Source organism: Microbulbifer sp. A4B17, assembly GCF_003076275.1.
Taxonomy (GTDB): Bacteria; Pseudomonadota; Gammaproteobacteria; order Pseudomonadales; family Cellvibrionaceae; genus Microbulbifer.
In genome coordinates this window covers 2,841,416-2,860,534 of sequence record NZ_CP029064.1, presented here as the reverse complement: position 1 = coordinate 2,860,534, position 19,119 = coordinate 2,841,416, and the positions used below count along the sequence as shown (strand labels likewise).

At 47.2% G+C, this 19,119-nt stretch carries 21 protein-coding genes and 1 pseudogene; 17 read left to right on the top strand and 5 right to left on the bottom strand.

Annotated elements, in window-relative coordinates:
* The first annotated feature begins 52 nt into the window (after positions 1-52).
* From rmuC to BTJ40_RS12715, 7 genes are all read left to right on the top strand, one after another.
* Entirely contained in the window at positions 53-1,531 is a 1,479-nt protein-coding gene (rmuC, locus tag BTJ40_RS12745; RefSeq protein WP_238151993.1) for a DNA recombination protein RmuC, read from the top strand.
* 6 nt (positions 1,532-1,537) lie between these two features.
* Positions 1,538-2,467, top strand: coding sequence for an AEC family transporter (locus BTJ40_RS12740; RefSeq protein ID WP_108733454.1), 930 nt, complete (start codon positions 1,538-1,540; stop codon positions 2,465-2,467).
* Positions 2,467-2,931, top strand: coding sequence for a DUF2489 domain-containing protein (locus BTJ40_RS12735; protein WP_108733453.1), 465 nt, complete (start codon positions 2,467-2,469; stop codon positions 2,929-2,931). The genes BTJ40_RS12740 and BTJ40_RS12735 overlap by 1 nt, the downstream gene beginning before the upstream one ends.
* A gap of 318 nt (positions 2,932-3,249) precedes the next feature.
* Positions 3,250-3,603, top strand: a complete 354-nt coding sequence (locus BTJ40_RS12730) for a hypothetical protein (protein WP_157954054.1) — start codon at positions 3,250-3,252, stop codon at positions 3,601-3,603.
* Between the two features lie 417 nt (positions 3,604-4,020).
* A complete protein-coding gene (locus BTJ40_RS12725) occupies positions 4,021-4,479 on the top strand; it encodes a hypothetical protein (RefSeq protein ID WP_108733451.1) in 459 nt (152 codons plus the stop codon).
* Positions 4,480-4,683: 204 nt separating this feature from the next.
* Positions 4,684-5,085 carry a hypothetical protein gene (locus tag BTJ40_RS12720; protein ID WP_157954053.1) on the top strand — a complete coding sequence of 134 codons (402 nt, stop codon included), beginning with the start codon at positions 4,684-4,686 and terminating at the stop codon, positions 5,083-5,085.
* A gap of 69 nt (positions 5,086-5,154) precedes the next feature.
* Positions 5,155-5,475 carry a hypothetical protein gene (locus BTJ40_RS12715; protein ID WP_108733449.1) on the top strand — a complete coding sequence of 107 codons (321 nt, stop codon included), beginning with the start codon at positions 5,155-5,157 and terminating at the stop codon, positions 5,473-5,475.
* Positions 5,476-5,545: 70 nt separating this feature from the next.
* Here BTJ40_RS12715 and BTJ40_RS12710 read toward each other — a convergent pair.
* Positions 5,546-5,713, bottom strand: a pseudogene (locus BTJ40_RS12710) (IS3 family transposase); the annotation flags it as partial.
* 21 nt (positions 5,714-5,734) lie between these two features.
* Between BTJ40_RS12710 and BTJ40_RS12705 the strand changes: the two are divergent.
* The 4 genes from BTJ40_RS12705 (at position 5,735) to BTJ40_RS12680 (ending at position 9,916) form a co-directional block, all read left to right on the top strand.
* On the top strand, positions 5,735-6,031 hold the full coding sequence (locus tag BTJ40_RS12705; RefSeq protein ID WP_238151992.1) for a DUF885 family protein: 297 nt from the start codon (positions 5,735-5,737) through the stop codon (positions 6,029-6,031).
* A 752-nt stretch (positions 6,032-6,783) separates the two neighbouring features.
* Positions 6,784-7,695 (top strand): LysR substrate-binding domain-containing protein, encoded by a 912-nt coding sequence (locus BTJ40_RS12695; RefSeq protein WP_108733446.1) that lies wholly within the window; start codon positions 6,784-6,786, stop codon positions 7,693-7,695.
* Between the two features lie 668 nt (positions 7,696-8,363).
* On the top strand, positions 8,364-9,011 hold the full coding sequence (gene lepB, locus BTJ40_RS12685) for a signal peptidase I (RefSeq protein WP_108733444.1): 648 nt from the start codon (positions 8,364-8,366) through the stop codon (positions 9,009-9,011).
* Between the two features lie 101 nt (positions 9,012-9,112).
* The gene (locus tag BTJ40_RS12680; RefSeq protein WP_108733443.1) at positions 9,113-9,916 is read left to right on the top strand and encodes an amidohydrolase family protein; all 804 of its coding nucleotides are present in this window, start codon (positions 9,113-9,115) and stop codon (positions 9,914-9,916) included.
* 69 nt (positions 9,917-9,985) lie between these two features.
* Here BTJ40_RS12680 and BTJ40_RS12675 read toward each other — a convergent pair whose 3' ends face one another.
* From BTJ40_RS12675 to phhA, 3 genes are all read right to left on the bottom strand, one after another.
* A complete protein-coding gene (locus BTJ40_RS12675; protein WP_108733442.1) occupies positions 9,986-11,155 on the bottom strand; it encodes a cation:proton antiporter in 1,170 nt (389 codons plus the stop codon).
* Positions 11,156-11,251: 96 nt separating this feature from the next.
* Positions 11,252-11,722 (bottom strand): Lrp/AsnC family transcriptional regulator, encoded by a 471-nt coding sequence (locus tag BTJ40_RS12670; RefSeq protein ID WP_108733441.1) that lies wholly within the window; start codon positions 11,720-11,722, stop codon positions 11,252-11,254.
* 268 nt (positions 11,723-11,990) lie between these two features.
* Complete coding sequence (gene phhA / locus BTJ40_RS12665; protein WP_108733440.1) at positions 11,991-12,794, bottom strand: phenylalanine 4-monooxygenase; 804 nt, start codon at positions 12,792-12,794, stop codon at positions 11,991-11,993.
* 196 nt (positions 12,795-12,990) lie between these two features.
* Between phhA and BTJ40_RS12660 the strand changes: the two genes are divergently transcribed.
* On the top strand, positions 12,991-14,418 hold the full coding sequence (locus BTJ40_RS12660; RefSeq protein ID WP_157954052.1) for a TyrR/PhhR family helix-turn-helix DNA-binding protein: 1,428 nt from the start codon (positions 12,991-12,993) through the stop codon (positions 14,416-14,418).
* 5 nt (positions 14,419-14,423) lie between these two features.
* On the opposite strand, the gene BTJ40_RS12655 is transcribed toward BTJ40_RS12660, so the two are convergent.
* Positions 14,424-14,741 carry a DUF962 domain-containing protein gene (locus BTJ40_RS12655; RefSeq protein WP_108733438.1) on the bottom strand — a complete coding sequence of 106 codons (318 nt, stop codon included), beginning with the start codon at positions 14,739-14,741 and terminating at the stop codon, positions 14,424-14,426.
* A gap of 276 nt (positions 14,742-15,017) precedes the next feature.
* On the opposite strand from BTJ40_RS12655, the gene BTJ40_RS12650 reads away from it, so the two are divergent.
* The 5 genes from BTJ40_RS12650 to BTJ40_RS12625 all read left to right on the top strand — a co-directional run bounded on the left by BTJ40_RS12650 (position 15,018) and on the right by BTJ40_RS12625 (position 18,913).
* Positions 15,018-16,241 carry a CaiB/BaiF CoA-transferase family protein gene (locus BTJ40_RS12650; protein WP_108733437.1) on the top strand — a complete coding sequence of 408 codons (1,224 nt, stop codon included), beginning with the start codon at positions 15,018-15,020 and terminating at the stop codon, positions 16,239-16,241.
* Between the two features lie 65 nt (positions 16,242-16,306).
* Positions 16,307-16,672, top strand: a complete 366-nt coding sequence (locus BTJ40_RS12645) for a VOC family protein (protein WP_108733436.1) — start codon at positions 16,307-16,309, stop codon at positions 16,670-16,672.
* Positions 16,673-16,982: 310 nt separating this feature from the next.
* Entirely contained in the window at positions 16,983-17,264 is a 282-nt protein-coding gene (locus BTJ40_RS12640) for a hypothetical protein (protein ID WP_108733435.1), read from the top strand.
* 27 nt (positions 17,265-17,291) lie between these two features.
* On the top strand, positions 17,292-17,870 hold the full coding sequence (locus BTJ40_RS12635; RefSeq protein ID WP_108733434.1) for an AraC family transcriptional regulator: 579 nt from the start codon (positions 17,292-17,294) through the stop codon (positions 17,868-17,870).
* Between the two features lie 659 nt (positions 17,871-18,529).
* A complete protein-coding gene (locus tag BTJ40_RS12625; RefSeq protein WP_108733432.1) occupies positions 18,530-18,913 on the top strand; it encodes a hypothetical protein in 384 nt (127 codons plus the stop codon).
* Positions 18,914-19,119 lie beyond the last annotated feature (206 nt).

Sequence of the window (19,119 nt, the reverse complement as noted above, 5' to 3'; positions counted from 1 at the left end):
GAGGTTATCGACCGGGCTGGCGTGGGGTACTTTCCAGGGGCAAGCTGGTAGAATGGCGCCTTCGCCTGGGCGGTTTCCCGGGCAGGCCAGTGGGCGAGGCTCCTGGCAAATTCCTGATTTATCTATCTCTTTCCAGGTCTGGGAGTACCACTCTATGCCAGCGTTCCCGCTGCAATTGAATGCCGATCATGCGGTGATGGCGGCTGTTGCCATCTTGTTTCTGTTGGGCTTGGTGTTTTGGTTGGCGCGAGCCAGTAGCCGCCGCGCTTTACTGCAGAGCCAAGCTGCTTTGCAGGTGGCTCAGGCGCGTATCGAAAGCAGCCGCGAGCGGGAATCCCAACTTGGGGTTGAGGTGGAATCCCTGCGTACCGAGCTGGCGGACAAGCTCCAGCAGCTCACGAGAAGCCAAGTGCTGGTAGAAAAAGGGGAGGCGGCCCTGGCGGAGCAGCGCAAGCTGATGGAGCAAATGCGTATTGCCATGGGTGAGCAGTTCGAGAATCTGGCTAACCGGATTTTTGAAGAGAAGCAGCAGAGCTTCGTGCGCCGCAGTGAAGACAGCCTGCGCAAAAGTCTCGATCCGCTGGAGCGCCAGCTGGGGGATTTCCGTAAGCGGGTGGAGCATGTCTACGATCGCGAAAATGCCGAGCGCAACAGCCTGCTTGGGCAGATCAAAGCGTTGCGCGAGCAAACCCAGCGTATCAGCGATGAGGCCCTGAACCTGACTTCGGCCCTGAAAGGGGACCGCAAGATTCAGGGTAACTGGGGTGAAGTGGTGCTGGAACGCTTGCTGGAGGAATCCGGCTTGCAGAAAGGGCGCGAGTACGAAACCCAGGTAACCCTGACGAGCGATGGCCGCAGGCGCCAGCCGGATGTGATTGTGCGCCTGCCGGAAAACAAAGACCTGATTATCGATTCCAAGGTCTCCCTGGTGGACTACGAGCGCTACAGCTCGGCGGAAACCGATGAGGGGCGCACCCAAGCCCTGAAACAGCATGTGAATTCCCTGCGCGCCCATATCACCGGCCTTAACAAGAAGGCCTACGAGCAGTTGGAGGGTGTTCGCACCCTGGATTTCGTTTTTATTTTCGTGCCCATTGAGGCTGCGTATATGTTGGCTATGCAAGCGGACCCGGACCTGTTCCGTTTCGCTTATGAGAAGCAAATTGTCCTGGTGAGCCCCACCAGCCTGATGGCGACCCTGCGCACCGTCGAGAATATTTGGCGCTATGAGAAACAAAACAAGAACGCGGAAAAAATCGCCGACGAAGCCGGCAAGCTGCACGATCAGTTTGCTATGGTGCTGGAGTCACTGGATGTTCTTGGTGACCGCCTGCGCCAAGCGGATGACGCTTACCAGCAGACCTACAAACGACTGGTGACAGGGCGTGGTAACGCGGTGAAGCGGATTGATAGCCTGCGTAAGCTGGGTGCTAAAACCCGAAAGCAGATTTCTGCCCAGGTACGCGAGCGAGCTGATGACTCTGGACAATTAGCGCTTCCTCAGGAAGAGGGAGTCGCTGCGGAAGATTAATCCCCTATGGAAAATATTGCCTTTGCCCTGCTGGTTACTGGCCCGATCTTTTTGATGATTATTGGTGGTTATCTGCTAACCAGGCAGGGCATGCTGCACAAATCGTTTATCGATGATGCAACGGTGCTGGTTTTCAACGTGATGCTGCCCGCGCTGCTGTTCGATAGTATTTATTCTTCGGACGCAAAGCCCGCAGATGAGATTCCTCTTTTAACAGCGGGTATTTTGGGTACCTGTGCGATAGTCCCCATATCTTGGCTGATGGCTCGGCCTATCGCTGTGAAGGATCGCAGTGCGTTTATCCAGGGGGCATTTCGTGGAAACGTTGCCATTGTGGGCCTCGCCTGGGTGGAGAAGGCCTTCGGCGAATCGGGAGTTTCGCACTCTGCGGTGCTGGTTGCTGCGCTGACAATCCAGTTCAATATATTCGCGGTAATACTGTTTGTTTTTTACAACGAAGAAAAGAAGTTCAGCTTTGGCTTGCTACTGAGGGAGCTGGCAAAGAACCCATTAATCATCGGGGTATTTCTGGCAATTTTGTGCAGGGTGCTGAATATCAAAGTGCCACAAATGGTGTTTGATACCGTTAAAATACTGGGCTCAGCGAGTTTGCCGATGGGGTTGATCTGTATCGGTGCGAGTATGAAGCTGGGCCAGCTACTGCGTAGTTCGCCAACAGCGCTGACGTCCTCAGTGCTCAAGCTGTTTGGGGTGCCGATACTCTCAGTGCTGATAGGTTGGGCTCTGGGTATGAGCCCAACCTACTTGGGATATCTGATGTTGATTACAGGCTCGCCCTGTGCGATATCAGCTTTTGTGATGGCCCATACCATGGGTGGCAATAGCCAGCTGGCGGCCAATATTGTTGGCCTCAGTACAGTGCTTTCTGTTATTTCGGCCAGCATCGGGCTGGCGTTACTTAAGGTGTATATTTGATGACGGTGTTCCCCACTTGGCTGCTGGTTGTTGCAGCTCTGATTATCTTCTCCCTGGCGGTTGTAGCTGGCTACTATCTGCGCAAATTATCAGTAGCGCAAAAGAAGCAGGCCGAACAACTGGCGGAGCTAGAGCAAGCTGCCGAAGATCAGCGCGAAAGAGTAAACGACAGCATCCAGATTATTGCCCGCACATTGCTGGATGATGGGGTAGGGCTCACCGAAGCTTCGATTCGTATTCGTGTTCTTTTGGATGCGCTTCAGGTGGAAGATAAAGTGCGTGAAGAGTTTGTAGCCTTCTATACCATCGCAGAGAAAACCGGTCATATCCCAATTCTAAAAGACTGGAAAGAACTGCCGCGTAAAGAACAATTCAAGTATGAGTTGGAGATGGCGCAAGTAGAGGCGGACTATAAGGATTTTGCGATGGATGCCGCCAAGCGGATTTTGGGGCGTTCTTTTTAGTACTGAATCATTTCCTGCTTGGGGGTGGCTTTGTGGATCAGCGGGCAGGGGGCTGCCTGCTGATTGAGGAGTATCGTATCGCCAGCCTTCCTCCTGGCCCTTCATATCACTTCTCCCTCGCCTGCTCACCTTTAGAATGTTATAAATATCGACTTATAGTATTGTTTTTATCGAGTTAGCTACCTGCCTAACCATTACCCCTTCAATTAGCTTCGAATACAAGCCTGACTTATGACGGAAGAAGTTGGATCGAGAGAGGATCGGTACTGGAAATATATTTATTCCAGCAAGCTGAGAATTAAGCGACGAGTGCTGCGAATGGAGCGGCTGACAGCGAGAAGACTTAGTCTGCTGCTGGCTAAGAAAAGATCACTTAGTGATCGTCGCTTTGCGACCAGCCTTGAATTTCTACTTTCCTGGAAGCTAAAAACAGAACGCTGCCCTGATTTCATGTGGTGTGATGGGGTTGAGTTTGAAGATATACATATTGCTGGTAAGAGAGCTGTTCGCTTCAGGGGCTCAGCATGGATAGGTCCTGAGGGAGTTGATAATATTTTTCAGGTGCCTTTGGAAGCTCATATCGAGTTAAAACCAAGTGGTAAGAAATTCAAGACTTATCATTTTAAGGTTAGCTACGGTGGATGTTATTTTGACCTGAAAAGAGGCTTGTAAGTATTATTTTCATGATCTAATTTGCATCTCGAAGTTTTGCCTGGGAGGGAGCAAGAAAATGAAATGCGATAATTGTTGCTCTGTCCTAGGTTAAAAATAGATTGTTGTGGTGTTTTTACTACAGTTCTTTCACGAGGTTGGGTGATTTTTCAAATAGAGTGATATGGGGATATTTGAAGTTTTTATGATTTGTTTCATTTCTCTTGGGACTGTATCGATTGAGGCATAAAAACGATATGGTATGCATAACTTCCTTGTGGAGTTTGTAGTTGTTTGGTTTCTAGGGTTTATCACGATAAGTTCCTGTAATATTGAATGGGAATTTTTCTGTGGTTAAGTGGAATGGCGCCGCTCGCTGAGCGGTGGCGCAATCCGCACCGAAAGGTAATGTTTAGAATTAAATGCGCGTAGAGTTGTATGGAAAATATGAAGAAAATATCAGGGTCTACATTCTATTTTAAGAAGATTTTTCCAAGTATATGGTTTGGTTTCTTGGTGCTTTTTGTGGCTGCCTCTATATCTGGAGGTGCAGTTAAAGATTCGTTTATGTTTTTAGTCATGCCGATTTTTATGGCTGTATTTGGCTTTGTCTTTTTTAAAAAGCTGTTGTGGAGTTTGGCTGATGAAGTATACGATGAGGGGGAATCCTTGCTCTTTCAAAAAGGGAGTAAGCGGCAAAGAGTTCAACTTAAAGATGTTGTTAATATCAACTATGCCCAAATGAATGCGCCCGAGAGAATTGTTTTGCAAGTGCGCACGGAGGGGGATATTGGAAAGGAGTTGGCTTTTATTCCCCCAATGAGGCTTAATTTTTTCTCTAAAAGCCCTGTTGTTGTAGATTTAATCGATAGGGTTGACCGTGCTAGGGAGGTCTAGAACAGGTTCTGCTATTTGTTTAACAAGGTTGGGTTAGATGGTCGGGAAGCTTCGAATGATCCCTGTGCCTTTTGTAAGTAGTGTTGTTGGTTCTTGGGAGAGGGAGCCTCCATGTGTAGGAAGAGGGTTTTAGTTGCTTTAGTGATATCTCTGCTTCTTGTTGGTATTGGTTTCAGCTTTAAGCCACTAATAGAATCGTGGAGTATGCCTGCCAATGCTGGTGAGCATTTGATAAGGTTCGACATAGGCGAGCTGAAAGAAAAGCGCTTTGTAATTATAGATAGTGGCTTTGATGGCTATTGGGGGCACTCGTATTTGATTTTAAAAGATGGGGGCGAGGTAAGAGTGTTTCTCTTGCTTACACGAGAAAATAGTTATCTGATGCCGTCAAAACATCACTTATGGAGTGCTTCCGGTTATTGCCAAAAGCTTCAGATCAAAGATCAAGTGATTTCTTGCGAAGATGAGGATATTTATGATTGGCAGAAAGAAGGCTGGAAGTGGAACCTGGAAGGTGAAAACTTATCGAGCCAATTTAGTTCACTTGAGGTTGTTGATTTTGTCAATGAGGGACGCTTCATTGCTATAGGAAAGGGCACTGACTAACTTTTGGCTGGATATCGTTATCCTTTTGATATTGGTGTATACCATTTAAGGCAAGTATTGGATTCTAAGATGAAAAAAGAACTCGAGATAGGGGTCTTGCAAGAGCTTTTGAAAAGGGAAGAGGATCTTGAAGGTCTTTTGAAAATCTATAAGTCAGGTGAGGTTCTGCTTAAAGTTGGGGCGCTTTTCCTTTGTGTAATCTCAATGGTTTTTGTTAGATTTTTGGAGTTGGGTGAGATTTGGGTGGCGGTTTTTACAATTCCGGCTGGAATAATGATTGGTATTGCAATTATGCTTGGTAAAGACTGTGAGCGAATAAAGCTAATTTCGAATTACACAGCGGTGGATTCTGCAGCGGTGAAAGAACGGCTCAATACTATGGGCCAATGAATTGATATGTGGGAACGGGTTTTACCGCTCGATTACATAGTGATCCTACCCATCAACAACGGACACACTACTAAGCGACTGGTTGTTCCTCAAACGCCTCAGGACTGAGATAGCCATTGGCGCTGTGCAGGCGATTTCGATTGTAGTCTATCTCTATATACTCAAGTACGGTTTCTCGCATGAGGCGCCTTGTGGGAAAGCGGTTAACATGAATTGCTTCTACTTTAAGTGAGCTGAAGACAAGTTGCGGCGGGCCACCTTGAACCAGGTACAGCTAGCCAGCTATTTTGCCGGTTACTCAGATATCCTCTCTCTGCGTGAGGAAATTAAACAAAAAACTGGGAAAAAGTTTGATCTAAAGGCCTTCCATAAGGAGTTCCTCAGTTTTGGTAATGCGCCAGTGCCAATTATCCGAAAATTAATGCTGGCAAAATTGCAGGAAGAAGATCAAGGTCAAAGGCAGAACCGAGTGCGTAATAAGGTACAAGTAATCTACAAACTATCAGTCGCGAAAATCGTCAAAGGAATCCTGCGGTTCCCAATAGAAAGTGCCTAATAAAAGGTCGAATAGCGGAAAAGTTAAATTGAAATTATAAACTTTCATTAGTTTACGGTGATGATGAATTCTGTGTAAGTGGGCTAACTCACGAAACACTGGCACTTTATGGAACCAGTGACTCTTGGGTTGGTGATAACCGATATGCATTAGCTCATAAGCCAGGTGATTTAATATTATGGTTGCCGCTGCGATATATCCCATATTGCCTGAAGCCACCCAGGATAGAAAAAAACCACAAAGTGGTGCCAGAAAAAAAGTGATAACAGCTGTTAAATAGATTGGAAACAGTACTATACGCCAATCACGAGTTGACTCAAAAGACAACAAAGGCGCAGAAAAGAAACTGTGATGATCGCCAGTATGCCGCTTGTAAAACAGTTTGGTAAACCTCAACTTATTATGCCCAGGCCAGCGATGGGTGGCATACTCTACAGCGTTGTAAACAAGAATTCCTATTGGAATTATCAGCAGTTCATACGTCCTCAACTCACTTATCTGAAAAATACAGTAAATAGCACCGATTAGGCTGATTAGTAGAATGCTCCCTAAATGGAACCAGCCGCTATAGCGGCTATGGGTATAGGCTCTATATTGCTCTCTGAAAGCCGCCGTATCATGCATGTTCGACATATTTCACCTGACTTTTTATAGTATTTACGGTTTTTCATGCTATTGACGATAAATATAATTAGGGACATCATGTATCGTCTAATAAATAATTATTAAATACATTATTCATCAGGTTGATAATGTCTACGCATCTTAGATCACTGGATTTAAATCTGCTCCCCGTGTTTGAGGCACTTATGATTGAGCGAAACCTGACCAGAGCCGCAGTAAAACTGCATATGAGCCAACCTGCCGTCAGTGCCGCCCTCAAGCGGTTGAGAGCTACTTATGAAGATGAGCTTTTTATACGGACCGCTAGGGGATTGCGTCCTACTGAACGCGCACTGGTACTGCACCCCTCTATTCACCAGGCGCTCAATACCGTCCGTTCAGGCTTCCAGCAAACGTCTTTTGATTACCGGAAAGCAGAGCAGGAATTCTCCATCGTTATGCCCGATGTGGTGGAAACTCTGATGATCCCCGGCTTCTGCAAATGGCTTCGAGAATTTGCACCCGGCATCAGGCTTACTGTACTCCCCGATGAGTCAGAAATGACAGCCAGAATGGTGAGTAATGGGGAAGTAGACCTAATCATTGACTACCTACCTGTCAATTCCCCCAGCCATGTTAACCAGCCTATTGCAGAAGAAGAGCTTGTGATTATTGTCAGCAAGCATAATAAAAATGTGGGTGAGACAATCAGTGAAAAAAAATTTCAATCGCTGCCACAAGTATCTCTATTAAGAGGAAACCCTATGGGCTCTCCAATGGAAAGGCTAGCCAGGCCCAGAAAGTTACAGCGCAATATTTGTTTACGAGTCCCACACCTTTCGTCTTTCCCCTATGTGGTTTGCACAACCGATTTAATTGGCGTTGTACCAGCAAGAATGATGATTTCAAGCTATTATAAAGGGCTTCCCATACGTATGCTCAAACTGCCAATGGCATTTCCAAAGGTAGTACTTCAGCTCACCTGGCATAAGTCGCAGACAACAAATCCAGCTCATCGATGGCTAAGGGAAAAAATTTTGGAGCTTTATCCGAGTTTATAAACGAAGGATGCTTGGATCAACACCTCGGTCAGTTTTGGGCAAGAAATTGGTAGGATCCATAGGCAGGTGCTGAGAAATTAAGGTTCTCATATCCAATCAACACAGTATCTGCCCATGGAAGAGGTAGTGAAAACTGTCTTCGCTCAAATGTCCAATGTTAAAAAGCCTCAACGGAAGTTCATGCTCATCCTATTTGCCGCACTAATGGTTTTCCAGGGCAAAGCGACCTTCTTGTATTTGGAGCGGTATAGTCGAGCAAGCGAGAAGCGATATCGATGCTGGCCTCGTAGGAGTTTCGATTTTGTCAGGTTTAATGCTGAACTTTTTATTCATGCTTTTGGGTAAGGTGCTCTGTTCAATGTAGGAGTAACTCAATGCTTAATTATTACGGCTCTTAGTTACTCTGGATTTATTGTTGAATTTCTTGGTTGGCATAAGAGTGCCGGTCAAGCCAACGCATGTGTAATGCGAGTGCCCTTTGATATTTATGGCTCCCTTTTGTTTAGTACGGATGTGCTGTAAATAGGGTAATCCTTTCCGAACGTTCTGATAAGGATAATGTCCCACCTAATGAAAGCTGGAGGCTGATTTTTTAGTTTTCGGAGATTCTGTTATTTCTGAGTAATCAGTTTTAAGTGGTGCGTTGCCCTGGGAAAGGAGTTTAGGGAATGAGCAGGTTTAGCTTTAAGGGTGCGGTAAGAAACAACCGCGGTGCAATATTGTTTCTATTTCTTATGTACTTTTTCAAGTCAGCGTATGCTGATTGGTCTCCAGTACCAAGTGGGTCTATGGAGCCTACTATTCACCCTGGTGACTTTTTGTGGGTAGATAAGACGAGTTATGGGCCAACTTTATTTTTCTTCAATAAGCAGGTTGCTCAATGGGGGAACCCTTCCCGAGGAGATGTTATTACCTTTTTGCCACCTCAAACTGATCAACTATATGTGAAGCGTGTAATAGGCGTCCCTGGTGATAGCTTACGTATTGAAGGGGTGAATGTGTTTGTTAATGGGGCTCAGCTTGAGTATCGCCTGGAAAGTGGGGTGGGTTCGGACATCCTGGGTAGGGAAGTCATTGGTGGCAGGGAACATCAGTTCAAGCTTAGTGGTAATAAGAAATTGCCATACATTGGGAAGACTATTGAGATCCCTGAAGGTAAGTACTTTGTCATGGGAGATCATCGCAACGATAGCTTGGATTCGAGATATTGGGGCTTGGTTGACCGTGATAGGGTTATGGGCAAAGTTACATCTTTAGCGTTTTCCTTTTCTAAGGAGAGAGATTTCTTTAGTAGTGTGGCGATGCCTCTCAAGTAGGTAGTCAATAATATTTCTTTAAAAGGGTGCAGCTATTCACTGGTAATACTTGTGCTACCAGAGAATAGAGGGAAGGCTTGCAATAGCAGGGAGTTGCTAACATGAAAGTGATTGATGTTTGGGCCCAGCATCCTACAGAGCGTTTTCTTGCTGAACCTTTCTTTGATACTTTGAAGCGTTGGATGGGGCAGGATTTTAAAGAAGTGCCCCTTGAGTGGACCCTGTCAGCTATGGATATGGCAGATGTGTCCAAGGCATTGATTTCTGCTTGGCATGGGCCGAGCGGAGCCTTGATTAGCAATGATGAAGTACTGGATCTTACTTTAACTCATCCTGACAGGTTTTGCGGTCTGGCATCAGTGGACTTGCGAAAGCCAGTAGAGGCTGTACAAACCCTGCGCAAGTACGTTTTGGAGCATGACTTTAAAGGGTTGCGTATTGTGCAGTGGCTCTGGGAGTTGCCTTGTACTCACCCTTTGTATTATCCGCTATACGCGGCTTGTGTTGAGCTGGATGTGCCAGTTTGTTTGCAAGTGGGCCTTACCGGGCCGTTGCGCAGCTCTGATTCTGGCCGTCCTGCTCATATTGAGCGGGTTGCTCTCGATTTTCCTGATCTAAAGGTTGTTTGTGGCCATATTGGGTATCCTTGGCACAATGAAATGATCGCTTTTGCGACCAAGTTTCCCAATGTCTACATAGACACTTCTGCTTATAAGCCAAAAAGATACCCCCGCGAGCTGGTTTCATTTATCAAGTCGCACGGTAAGAATAAGGTGATGTTCGGGACTAATTATCCCATGCTGACACCGGAGATGTGTTTAAAGGAAATGCACCTTCTGGAGTTGGGGGATGAGGTTGCCGAGCTCTTCTTATATAAGAATGCTGAAAGGGTGTTTAAGCTTTAATAAGCTGTCACCATTGTTAGTCGATTGCAGTGGTCTGCTAAATCCAGCTACAGGAAGAGGCTAAGAGGTTTAGTCTCTTCGCAGCTCATCCTTGATTGCAATGGGGTTGGGAAAGTTCATCACCACAATGTAAGACGACACCAGGAATGTAAGAATCGCGGTTGCCTGGATTAAATGTGATGCTGCGCTGCCAATCAGGTTTTGCGTATAAGCGAGCAGGGCGATTAACAGGGAAAACTCACTAATTTGCCCAAGTCGAAATCCAATATCCCACGAGAGCACCTTGTGTTCACTGCGATTTCCAAGCAGGAAGTGAAATACAACGGGTTTTATTACCAGCACTGCGGCAGCTGTGACCAGGGCAGGAAGTAGAATTTCGGGCAGCATGGCCAGCTTGAATTGCGCTCCGAGGCTGAAAAAGAACAGGATCAGGAAGAAGTCTCGCAGAGGTTTAAGACTGAGGGCGATGTACTGTGAAATCCGACTGGCAGCCAGCGTGATACCGCCAATAAATGCGCCGATCTCTCTTGAAAGGCCAACAACTTCTGCCAGCTCTGCCATGCCCATGCACCATCCAAGTGCCATTAAAAATACGTATTCGTGAAAGCGGTCAAAGCGGGTAAAAAGTGGCAATAAAATATATTTTACTATTAGCCAGGCAAAAAGGATCAGCAGTGGCAGCGATCCAAAGGAGAGAGCCAATTGCCAGATCTGTTCGTCACCGGTGTTATCACTCAGCAGTACCATTAGGCAGACTATTGCCACAAAGTCTTGAAAAAGAAGAAGTCCCACCATAAGTTCACCCAAGTGCTTGTGGTGAAGTACGGTCGTGGGAAGCAGTTTGATACCGATAATGGTGCTAGAGAACATCAGCGCCATGCCGATTACCCAGGATTCAACGGTAGTAAATCCGAACAGCAAACCTATGCCAAAGCCAAGGCCGAGGAAGATCGCACAGCTTACGACTCCCACAAATGTAGCTTTGCGCAATACAGCTACCAGCGCCTGAGGTTGCATATCCAGCCCCAACAGGAAGAGCAGGAAGATAATCCCAACGCTGGACATATCAGATAGAAGTCGCAGGTTATCGATTACTGCAAAGCCGGATGGACCGAGTAAAACACCGAGAGCTATGTAGGCGACCAGGAGCGGTTGTCGTCCAAACAGAGCCAGTGAGGCAACAACTGCTGCGCCACTAAAAATCAGGAAAAATGATTGGAAAAGGGAGCTGTCCGCCACAGGCCATCCTTGTTGGTGAGCGAGATTTAACCATTATCCATAGATGTGCGAACAGCTGAAAGAGCTATGTGCCTACCAAGTGGTTGTGCTGAGACCTTATTCACCGGATGGAATCGGTAACTCGGTAGTGCTTTTGATCTGTTCCAGGGCAAAGTTGGAGACAATATCGCTGATGCCAACATGCCGGATTAACTCTTTGTAAAAGCGGTCGTAGGCTGTGATATCGCTGACTACCACTCGCAACAGGTAATCGTAGTCGCCCGCCATACGGTAGCAAGCCACTACCTCTGGCAACTGTGCCATGTGTTCGGCAAAGTTGTCGGCCCACTCCGGTGTGTGCTGGTCGGTTTTAACCTGGGCAAACACCGAGACCGGAAGTCCTAAAATCTCGGCATTAAGCAAGGCGACTTTGCGTCGAATGATGCCGCTCTTTTCCAGTTTCTGCACCCTGCGCCAGCATGGGGTTTTTGTCAGGCCCACACGCTCCGCCAGCTCCTCGATCGAAAGGCTGACGTCAGATTGCAGAATCGCAAGAAGTTTTCTATCAATCGCGTCAAGTGAGGACATAGTGCTATGCGCTCCCTATAAAGCAGGGGTTTTGTGTCCTTGCGCTGATCGCATTGCCTCCCTGGCTACCCCTAACGGTATTTGGGCGAGTGGGTGTGGGGGCTATTGGATGAAAGTCATCGAACTACCATCACACCTACTGCAGATACGATAGGCTCAGGGGGAGGGTGCTGGTAGTGGAATTTCCCTAGATGTGCAACGCTTCTGGGGGAGCTTTTTAGCAGAGTTGAGATTGGGCGGAAGTTGGCCGCCCAATCTTGAATGCAGATCAGGCTGCGTCTTTGGGCGGGAAGCGGGGTTCGAATAGTCCCAGCTCAATAGCCTCGCGGACCTTGGCCATCAGGTCAATTTCTGTCAGTTCCTGCAGTTGTTGCAAGCTGTTGAGGACATAGTAAATGGGTTGAACAATATCGATGCGATATGGGGTGCGCAGTGCGGTAACCGCGTCTAAATCGTAGCGCTCTGGTTGGTGACTCAGTGCGTAGAGTGTCTCTTTCGGGGAAGACAGAATGCCGCCACCGTAAATGCGCAAACCATCGTCGGTGTTCAGTAGGCCGAACTCCACTGTAAACCAATAGAGGCGGGCTAAATAGGCGCGTTCTTTAGGCGAGGCTTTAAGGCCCAGTTGTCCGTATTTTTGCGTGAAGTTTGCAAATGCTGGGTTGGTGAGCATGGCGCAGTGGCCAAAAATCTCGTGGAAGATGTCCGGTTCCTGCAGATAATCAAACTCTTCGGGAGTGCGTATAAAGGTAGCAACTGGGAACTTACGATCCGCTAGAAGACCGAAAAAGGTTTCGAAGCCGATAAGGGCGGGAACCCGGGCGACTTCCCAGCCAGTTTCTCTGCGCAGCACGCTGGAGATTTCCTCGAGTTGGGGTATGCGGTCTTTCGGTAGGTCCAACAGCTCCAGGCCGTGCATATATTCATCGCAGGCGCGGCCAGGTAAGACATCCAGTTGGCGTTCAATCAGACGCTGCCAAGTTTGGTGTTCAAGGTCGGTATACTCGATAAAGCCGTCTTCATTGGGCTCACGGGCAACGTACTTGCTTGCCTTCTTTGCTTCTTTCTTCATGAATGTCTCTCCTGCGGCTCGGTAGCTCTCGCTGATTCCCAGTGCCCAGCACCTGCCGCTGAACCTGTTGTTGTTATGTTTCGACCTCTATTTTTAGCCAGGCGTGCCCTTAGTGGGGAGAGGTAGCGGCGAGCTATTGCGCCTTCCAGGGAGTTCAAATTACACTTTCTGTAAACATTTCTTTACAGGTGGGGCTGTGCGAGTAGAGATAACTTGTGCAAATCGTGTCGGCATTTTGCACGAAATAATGCAAATTTTCGGTAAATATCGGATAAATGTGACCTCTGGTGAGCTCGGGGGTGACAGTGGAGATAAGGTCTATCTGATAGCGCCCGGGATGCTTGCTACTCAATACCAGACTATCGAGAAGTCCCTGCACCAGGTTCCTGGAGTTAAGCGGGTGCGGAGGATCTCTCTATTGCCTCTGGAGCGACGTCATTTCGAGTTGGACACTTTGCTGAGTCATGTGACTGATCCGGTTCTTAGTGTGGATCGCGAGGGCAGGGTGGTCGCTGCGAATCTGGCTGCGGCAAGGGCCTTCGGTGTGAGCTTGGACAAGGTGCCAGGTCTACAGCTGCAGAGATTCCTGCCGCTTATGCAGGTCGCTGAATTGCTGCGGGATTTTGCAGTGCCTCGCTACGGACTGCCTCTGGTGGTAAGGGGGCAGAGTTTTCGTGTGGACTGGTCCCCAATCACTCTGGAGGGAAATCCCGGAGCGGTTGACTCACTGGCTGGGGCGGTACTGCGTTTACAGCCTTGGGATAGCAGTGAGTTTGTCACTGAGCTGCCAAGACCAATGGTGTTGTGGGATTTTGATTTGCGTCGAAGGAGTTGCCTCCAGTTGCAGGACTTATCTGAACTCAGCGCACCTCTATTGATACTGGGTGAGCGGGGCACAGGAAAGACAACGTTTGCCTGTGCGGTACATTACCTCTCCCCATCGGCCTCAAGGGCTGATTGCTATCGAATTATCCCCCGTGACGGGACTATACAGCTGCCTTCACATCTTCGTCGAACGGGTACTTTGATTCTTGAGGATATACATACTCTCAAAACAGAAGCTCAAGTTGATTTATTGAGAAAACTCCGCAATTTGCCGGCATCGCTGAGATTGGTGGCCACCGCTATTGATAGGGAATCTATTGCGCCGCCACTTGCGCAGCTCTTTTCGTCGTTAGCGATGTCCTTGCCCCCGTTGCGAAATATGCGACCGGCTCTGCCGCGCTATGCCAGTACTTTAATGCGCCAGGAGTCTCCAGAGGCTAGTGAGCTCAATTTTGATAGCGAGGTGGTGGAGTTGATCAAACTCCACGACTGGCCGGATAACTTCAACGGCCTCAAGGACTATTTAATGGCCGCATCCAGTCAATGCTTGATTAGAGGGGCGGCGTCGATCAGTTGTGCAGATGTGCCGGATTTAATGGTTAAGGCGGAACTTCCCTGGCGGGACTGGGGCCGTGGACTTACCTATAAGGAAATGATGGAGCAACTGGAGAGGGCGTTGTTGGCGGATATTATCAAAGGTCACTCCTCAACCAGGGAGCTGGCTAAGGAGCTGGGTATTTCTCATACCGCTGTGGCCAACAAATTGCGGAAATACGGCTTGTCGGCCAATAAAAAATAGTTTGTTTAGCGTTCGATTCGCCCGATCAGCATATCTTTAAACATAACAAAGTCTCCGATAAAACTGTAGAACGGATACTTAAAGGTTGCCGGGCGGTTGTTTTCAAAGAAAAAGTGCCCGATCCATGCAAACCCGTAGCCTGCGATAGGAGTAACTGCCAGCCACAACAAATTGGAAGTTACTACAGCCGCAATTATTGTCGCGAACACCAGACTGGTACCAAAAAAGTGCAGCCTACGACAGGTGAGGTTGCTGTGTTCCTGTAAGTAGAATGGATAAAACTCGCGAAAAGATTCAAATTTTTGCGCTTCTATTGCGGCCATGCTGTGCCTCCTTATTTTTATTGCACAATCAGGGGAGCCGCTGAACAAATCCGTAATATCTCTGCGTTGCGAATTCTTGCAAGGTCCAGGCATTGCTGCGAGGTCGCGCCTTAACTATGAATCGCTCCGTAAGCTAGCCGTATCGCGGGTTTGTTCAGAGACTCCTAAGTTTAAGACGAATATCTACAGACGCCAATCAGGGCGCGGGCACAAATTATCTGTTAGGCTGCCGCAAAAATATGCGGTTAACCCGCAAGTAAGCGATATGAGGAAGTTATGGCAGGTCCACTCGCACACTTAAAGGTACTCGATTTAAGTCGTATTCTCGCCGGACCCTGGGCTGGGCAGGTATTTGCTGATTTTGGGGCTGAGGTTATTAAAGTAGAGCGCCCGGAGCGAGGGGATGACACTCGCCACTGGGGCCCTCCCTACCTAAAGGATGAGAAGGGAAATGACACTGCCGATGCTGCTTACTACCTAAGTGCCAATCGCGGAAAAAAATCAGTTACCGTAGATATCACTACTGAAGATGGCCAGGCCCTGATCAAGGAGATGGCAGCCCGATGCGATATTCTTCTTGAAAACTACAAAGTAGATGGGCTGAAAAAGTACGGCTTGGATTATGAATCCATTAAGGCGTTCAATCCTGGTGTTATCTACTGCTCGATTACAGGTTTTGGGCAAACTGGCCCGTACAAAAATCGAGCAGGCTATGATGCGATGATCCAGGGGATGGGTGGTCTGATGAGTATTACCGGTGTGCCAGAAGGGCAACCGGGCGCGGGCCCGCAAAAGGTGGGGGTGGCAGTAGCCGACCTGATGACAGGGATGTACGCGGTATCTTCTGTATTGGCAGCTGTTGTTCACCGGCAGCATACGGGCGTTGGTCAGCATATCGATCTCGCCTTATTGGATACCCAGGTTTCATGGTTGGCTAACCAAGCCCAAAATTACCTTACTTCTGGTAAAAGCCCTGAGCGACAGGGTACCGGCCATCCCAATATAGTCCCCTATCAGGCAGTCCCTTCAAAAGATGGCTATTTTATGTTGGCAGTGGGTAATGATGATCAGTTTAAACGCTTCTGCGGAATCGCGGGTGTAGAAGAACTGGCAGAAAATCCTGCGTACGGAACTAACTCAGCGCGGGTAATGGCCCGTGAAGAATTGGTGCCGCAGATCGAAGCTGTGACTCGTAAGCACGATTCCGCTTGGTGGCTCCAGCATCTTAGTGATGCTCATGTTCCCTGTGGGCCTATCAATACATTGGAAGAGGTTTTTGCTGATCCTCAAGTACAGGCCCGGGGTATGGTGGTTGAGCAGGATCATCCGGAAGCTGGAAAGGTGAAGACCGTGCGTAACCCTGTAATCTTCTCCGAGTCCGCACTCGACTACACCCAGGCGCCGCCAGTATTGGGTGAGCACACTGAGGAAGTATTGCGAGATTTGCTTGGCAAAAGTGACGAGCAAGTAGAAGAGTTGCGAAACAAGAATATTGTGTAAGTTATAGAGAGATAACTTACTGCTAATCAGGCACAAGGATGTGCCTTGTAACCTAGGGCTAAGAGATGGAACTCGACCACGTCAATATTACCGCCCCAATGAAAACTCTTAAACGGGTGCGAGACTTCTATATACAGGTGCTTGGTCTCATTGAGGGTGATAGGCCAAACTTCAAGAATGATGGGTTCTGGCTCTATGGCAATGGCAGGGCTATTTTGCACCTGATTGATGATGAAGTAAGTGATGAGCAGCCTGAGAGGCCCTACCTGGACCATATTGCTTTTCGTGCAGATGCACTTGAGCCGGTTAAGCAGCGTCTGGATGCGTTGGGAGTCGCCAATCACCTAATGGATGTGCCCGGGCGCAATGTACGGCAATTAGTATTTTTTGATCCGGTAGGGAATAAGGTGGAAGTTAACGCGGTGGTGTAGCAACTTCTAGAAATAACTTTGTGGAGGTGCTCGTTTTAGTTCGGTAATGTAAAACCCGATTCCAGATATATTGCGATAATAGATGGTGCCGATAAAAATTAAGTTGTTTTATTCATTTCAGAGGCTTTTGAGTCTCTTAGGTTAGAAGATTCTTTGTAGTGTATGTTCTTTATCACCCCTGGATTTAACTTGATTCCCTGCCGGAGAAGCTTTGGTTATCACTTTCGATTGGTCGTTTTCTCTGATTGAAAAGCTGATGTGCTTCATGTTTTATTACAAATGACTAAGTCCCTGATAAAGATAATAATTTATGCCAGATAGTGAAGAATCAGTTGTATTTAAAATACAAGGAAAAATGGTACTTGGTCAGCGTAAATTCAGGGCATCGTTAAGTTATCAAGGCCGTTTGGTTGATGAGGCAAGGCTTGTTTACGTCATCAGTGGCTGTTCAACCCTGGTTTGTGGTGATGAAACCCTCACCTTGAGCCCAGGTGTTACTGTGCTAATGAAGACAGATAATTTTATTAATCAGTGGCGTGAAGGTGGAATAAACAATGAAATTAATTTCATCGGTTTTCGGCTAACGTCATAGCTATTACAGCGACTCTACCCAAATGGTATGCCTGATGTCTTTGGTAATAATGGTGAAAGTAGGAGTGTTGTTAAAGAGAGTAATAAGACCCTCAAGCAGCACCCGTCGGCTGAGTGCCTGCAGGAATCTGTACTGCTCTCCAATTATATGCGTAGCATAATTGACTATATCCAGAAGTCAGAAGTATTCAGTGAGCCACTGGTGGTATTAAAGATTCGAGAATTAGTAGAGCTTATCCCCAGGCTTGATAGTAGTGGAAGAGTTGCCAAGATGTTGGGGCAGCTGTTCATCAGGCAGCAACCTAAGCTACAGGAAGTGGTGCAAGCTCACTTGTACACTTCGCTGAAACTGGCGGATCTAGCTTTTCTTTGTCATATGAGTGAGTCAACATTTACTCGTAAATTCAAGCAAGTCTATGGCTGCAGTGCCACGAAATATATTGCTTCGAAACGAATGGAGAAAGCACAGAGGTTGATTCTAAATAGCGATCTTAGCCTGACAGAGATTGCTTTGGAGTGCGGTTTTGACGAGCTTAGCTACTTCTCCCGGGTGTTTAAACAGCACTACCAAGTAGCCCCTTCCCAAATGCGTAAAAAGGCGATTTGACGGATTTGTACAAATCCTTGACTGGATGTTTCAAGTGAATTGTTGACTTACCGCTTAACCTAGTCCTTGTTTTAACAGCGTACGTCTTCACCGATATGTCCTTATATTTAAACCCTCTTGTTACTGAGGGGCTAAAGAATGAATATATTCTCACTGCTGAAGCAAATTGTGATATTGGTTCTATTTTTTGCCCGAAGCGCATTAGTTATCACCCTAGAGGTCTGATTGGTACCTTCCTAGCGCGAGCTACAACTGATACCTGCGTTGCATATAAATCGTTCACTATTCTTTACTTGTTGATGCCTGTTGAAAAGGACAATAAACGCGATTATTCGTGGATTCTAATGATCCTGAATAGCAACACTGAAAGTGGAGCCAAAAGTCCAATTGGGCTGCAAGTTACTACTTATATCATTTAAGTAATGGGCAGTAGGGCAACGGTTCTTTGCTGGAAGCTCTAACGCAAATCACTCTGGCCCCTATGTAATCAATGAATAGTGAAGCTTGATACGGTCGATTAGGAACATCGCTTTGGCCTATTTCCGGCGGCTATCCAAGTTAAGGAGCCCCTGAAAGCCTAGTAGAGATAATAAGGAAATTTTCAGAAGGTATTCAAATACTCAATCTTTTCGCTTTACCAACCAAATGGAGTATTTAATATGATTCGTTTCTCACAATTTCTTTCCGGTATATTTGTACTTGTATTGGGTTTAGCAGGCTTAGTGACTATGCTTTTCCCTGAGATCATTAATGGCCTCGCTGGATTTGATGCCACAACTAATTATGGTTTCACCAATCTACGTACCCTTGGTGCTCCGACACTTAGCCTTGCTATCATTACGGCAATAGGAGCGTTTCGCAAAGAGTGGTTATTAATACTTCCTGCCTCGGTGTACTTCCTATTTAATGGTTCTTCACGAGTAATTTCTGTATTGGTTGAGGGCTATGAACCCGTAATGCTGACTGGCTTGATAGTGACATTTACACTATTTATTCTTTCTCAGGTGGCTGTATACAACTTCCGTCGTGGAGCCTTTTCGTAGATTGGGTAGATATAGAGCGCTGGCGGTGTTTACCGTAAATTTTACACCGTGCCTCCTAAAAGGTCCTCACAGGTAATGTTGTAACATTATGACGGGCCAACTTTTTGATGCTTTCAGTCTACCGGGCTGCGTGCAACGACAGGCGGATTTGCCTATTTGCTGCGGATATATGTCGCAGATCATTGGGTCACCAAGTTCCATTAGGA

Excerpts from the sequence above, each read along its gene's own strand:
- rmuC (WP_238151993.1), top strand. The coding sequence starts at position 53 with ATGGCGCCTTCGCCTGGGCGGTTTCCCGGGCAGGCCAGTGGGCGAGGC.
- BTJ40_RS12740 (WP_108733454.1), top strand. The coding sequence starts at position 1,538 with ATGGAAAATATTGCCTTTGCCCTGCTGGTTACTGGCCCGATCTTTTTG.
- BTJ40_RS12735 (WP_108733453.1), top strand. The coding sequence starts at position 2,467 with ATGACGGTGTTCCCCACTTGGCTGCTGGTTGTTGCAGCTCTGATTATC.
- BTJ40_RS12730 (WP_157954054.1), top strand. The coding sequence starts at position 3,250 with ATGGAGCGGCTGACAGCGAGAAGACTTAGTCTGCTGCTGGCTAAGAAA.
- BTJ40_RS12725 (WP_108733451.1), top strand. The coding sequence starts at position 4,021 with ATGGAAAATATGAAGAAAATATCAGGGTCTACATTCTATTTTAAGAAG.
- BTJ40_RS12720 (WP_157954053.1), top strand. The coding sequence starts at position 4,684 with ATGCCTGCCAATGCTGGTGAGCATTTGATAAGGTTCGACATAGGCGAG.
- BTJ40_RS12715 (WP_108733449.1), top strand. The coding sequence starts at position 5,155 with ATGAAAAAAGAACTCGAGATAGGGGTCTTGCAAGAGCTTTTGAAAAGG.
- BTJ40_RS12695 (WP_108733446.1), top strand. The coding sequence starts at position 6,784 with ATGTCTACGCATCTTAGATCACTGGATTTAAATCTGCTCCCCGTGTTT.
- lepB (WP_108733444.1), top strand. The coding sequence starts at position 8,364 with ATGAGCAGGTTTAGCTTTAAGGGTGCGGTAAGAAACAACCGCGGTGCA.
- BTJ40_RS12680 (WP_108733443.1), top strand. The coding sequence starts at position 9,113 with ATGAAAGTGATTGATGTTTGGGCCCAGCATCCTACAGAGCGTTTTCTT.
- BTJ40_RS12670 (WP_108733441.1), bottom strand. The coding sequence starts at position 11,722 with ATGTCCTCACTTGACGCGATTGATAGAAAACTTCTTGCGATTCTGCAA.
- phhA (WP_108733440.1), bottom strand. The coding sequence starts at position 12,794 with ATGAAGAAAGAAGCAAAGAAGGCAAGCAAGTACGTTGCCCGTGAGCCC.
- BTJ40_RS12655 (WP_108733438.1), bottom strand. The coding sequence starts at position 14,741 with ATGGCCGCAATAGAAGCGCAAAAATTTGAATCTTTTCGCGAGTTTTAT.
- BTJ40_RS12650 (WP_108733437.1), top strand. The coding sequence starts at position 15,018 with ATGGCAGGTCCACTCGCACACTTAAAGGTACTCGATTTAAGTCGTATT.
- BTJ40_RS12645 (WP_108733436.1), top strand. The coding sequence starts at position 16,307 with ATGGAACTCGACCACGTCAATATTACCGCCCCAATGAAAACTCTTAAA.
- BTJ40_RS12640 (WP_108733435.1), top strand. The coding sequence starts at position 16,983 with ATGCCAGATAGTGAAGAATCAGTTGTATTTAAAATACAAGGAAAAATG.
- BTJ40_RS12635 (WP_108733434.1), top strand. The coding sequence starts at position 17,292 with ATGCCTGATGTCTTTGGTAATAATGGTGAAAGTAGGAGTGTTGTTAAA.
- BTJ40_RS12625 (WP_108733432.1), top strand. The coding sequence starts at position 18,530 with ATGATTCGTTTCTCACAATTTCTTTCCGGTATATTTGTACTTGTATTG.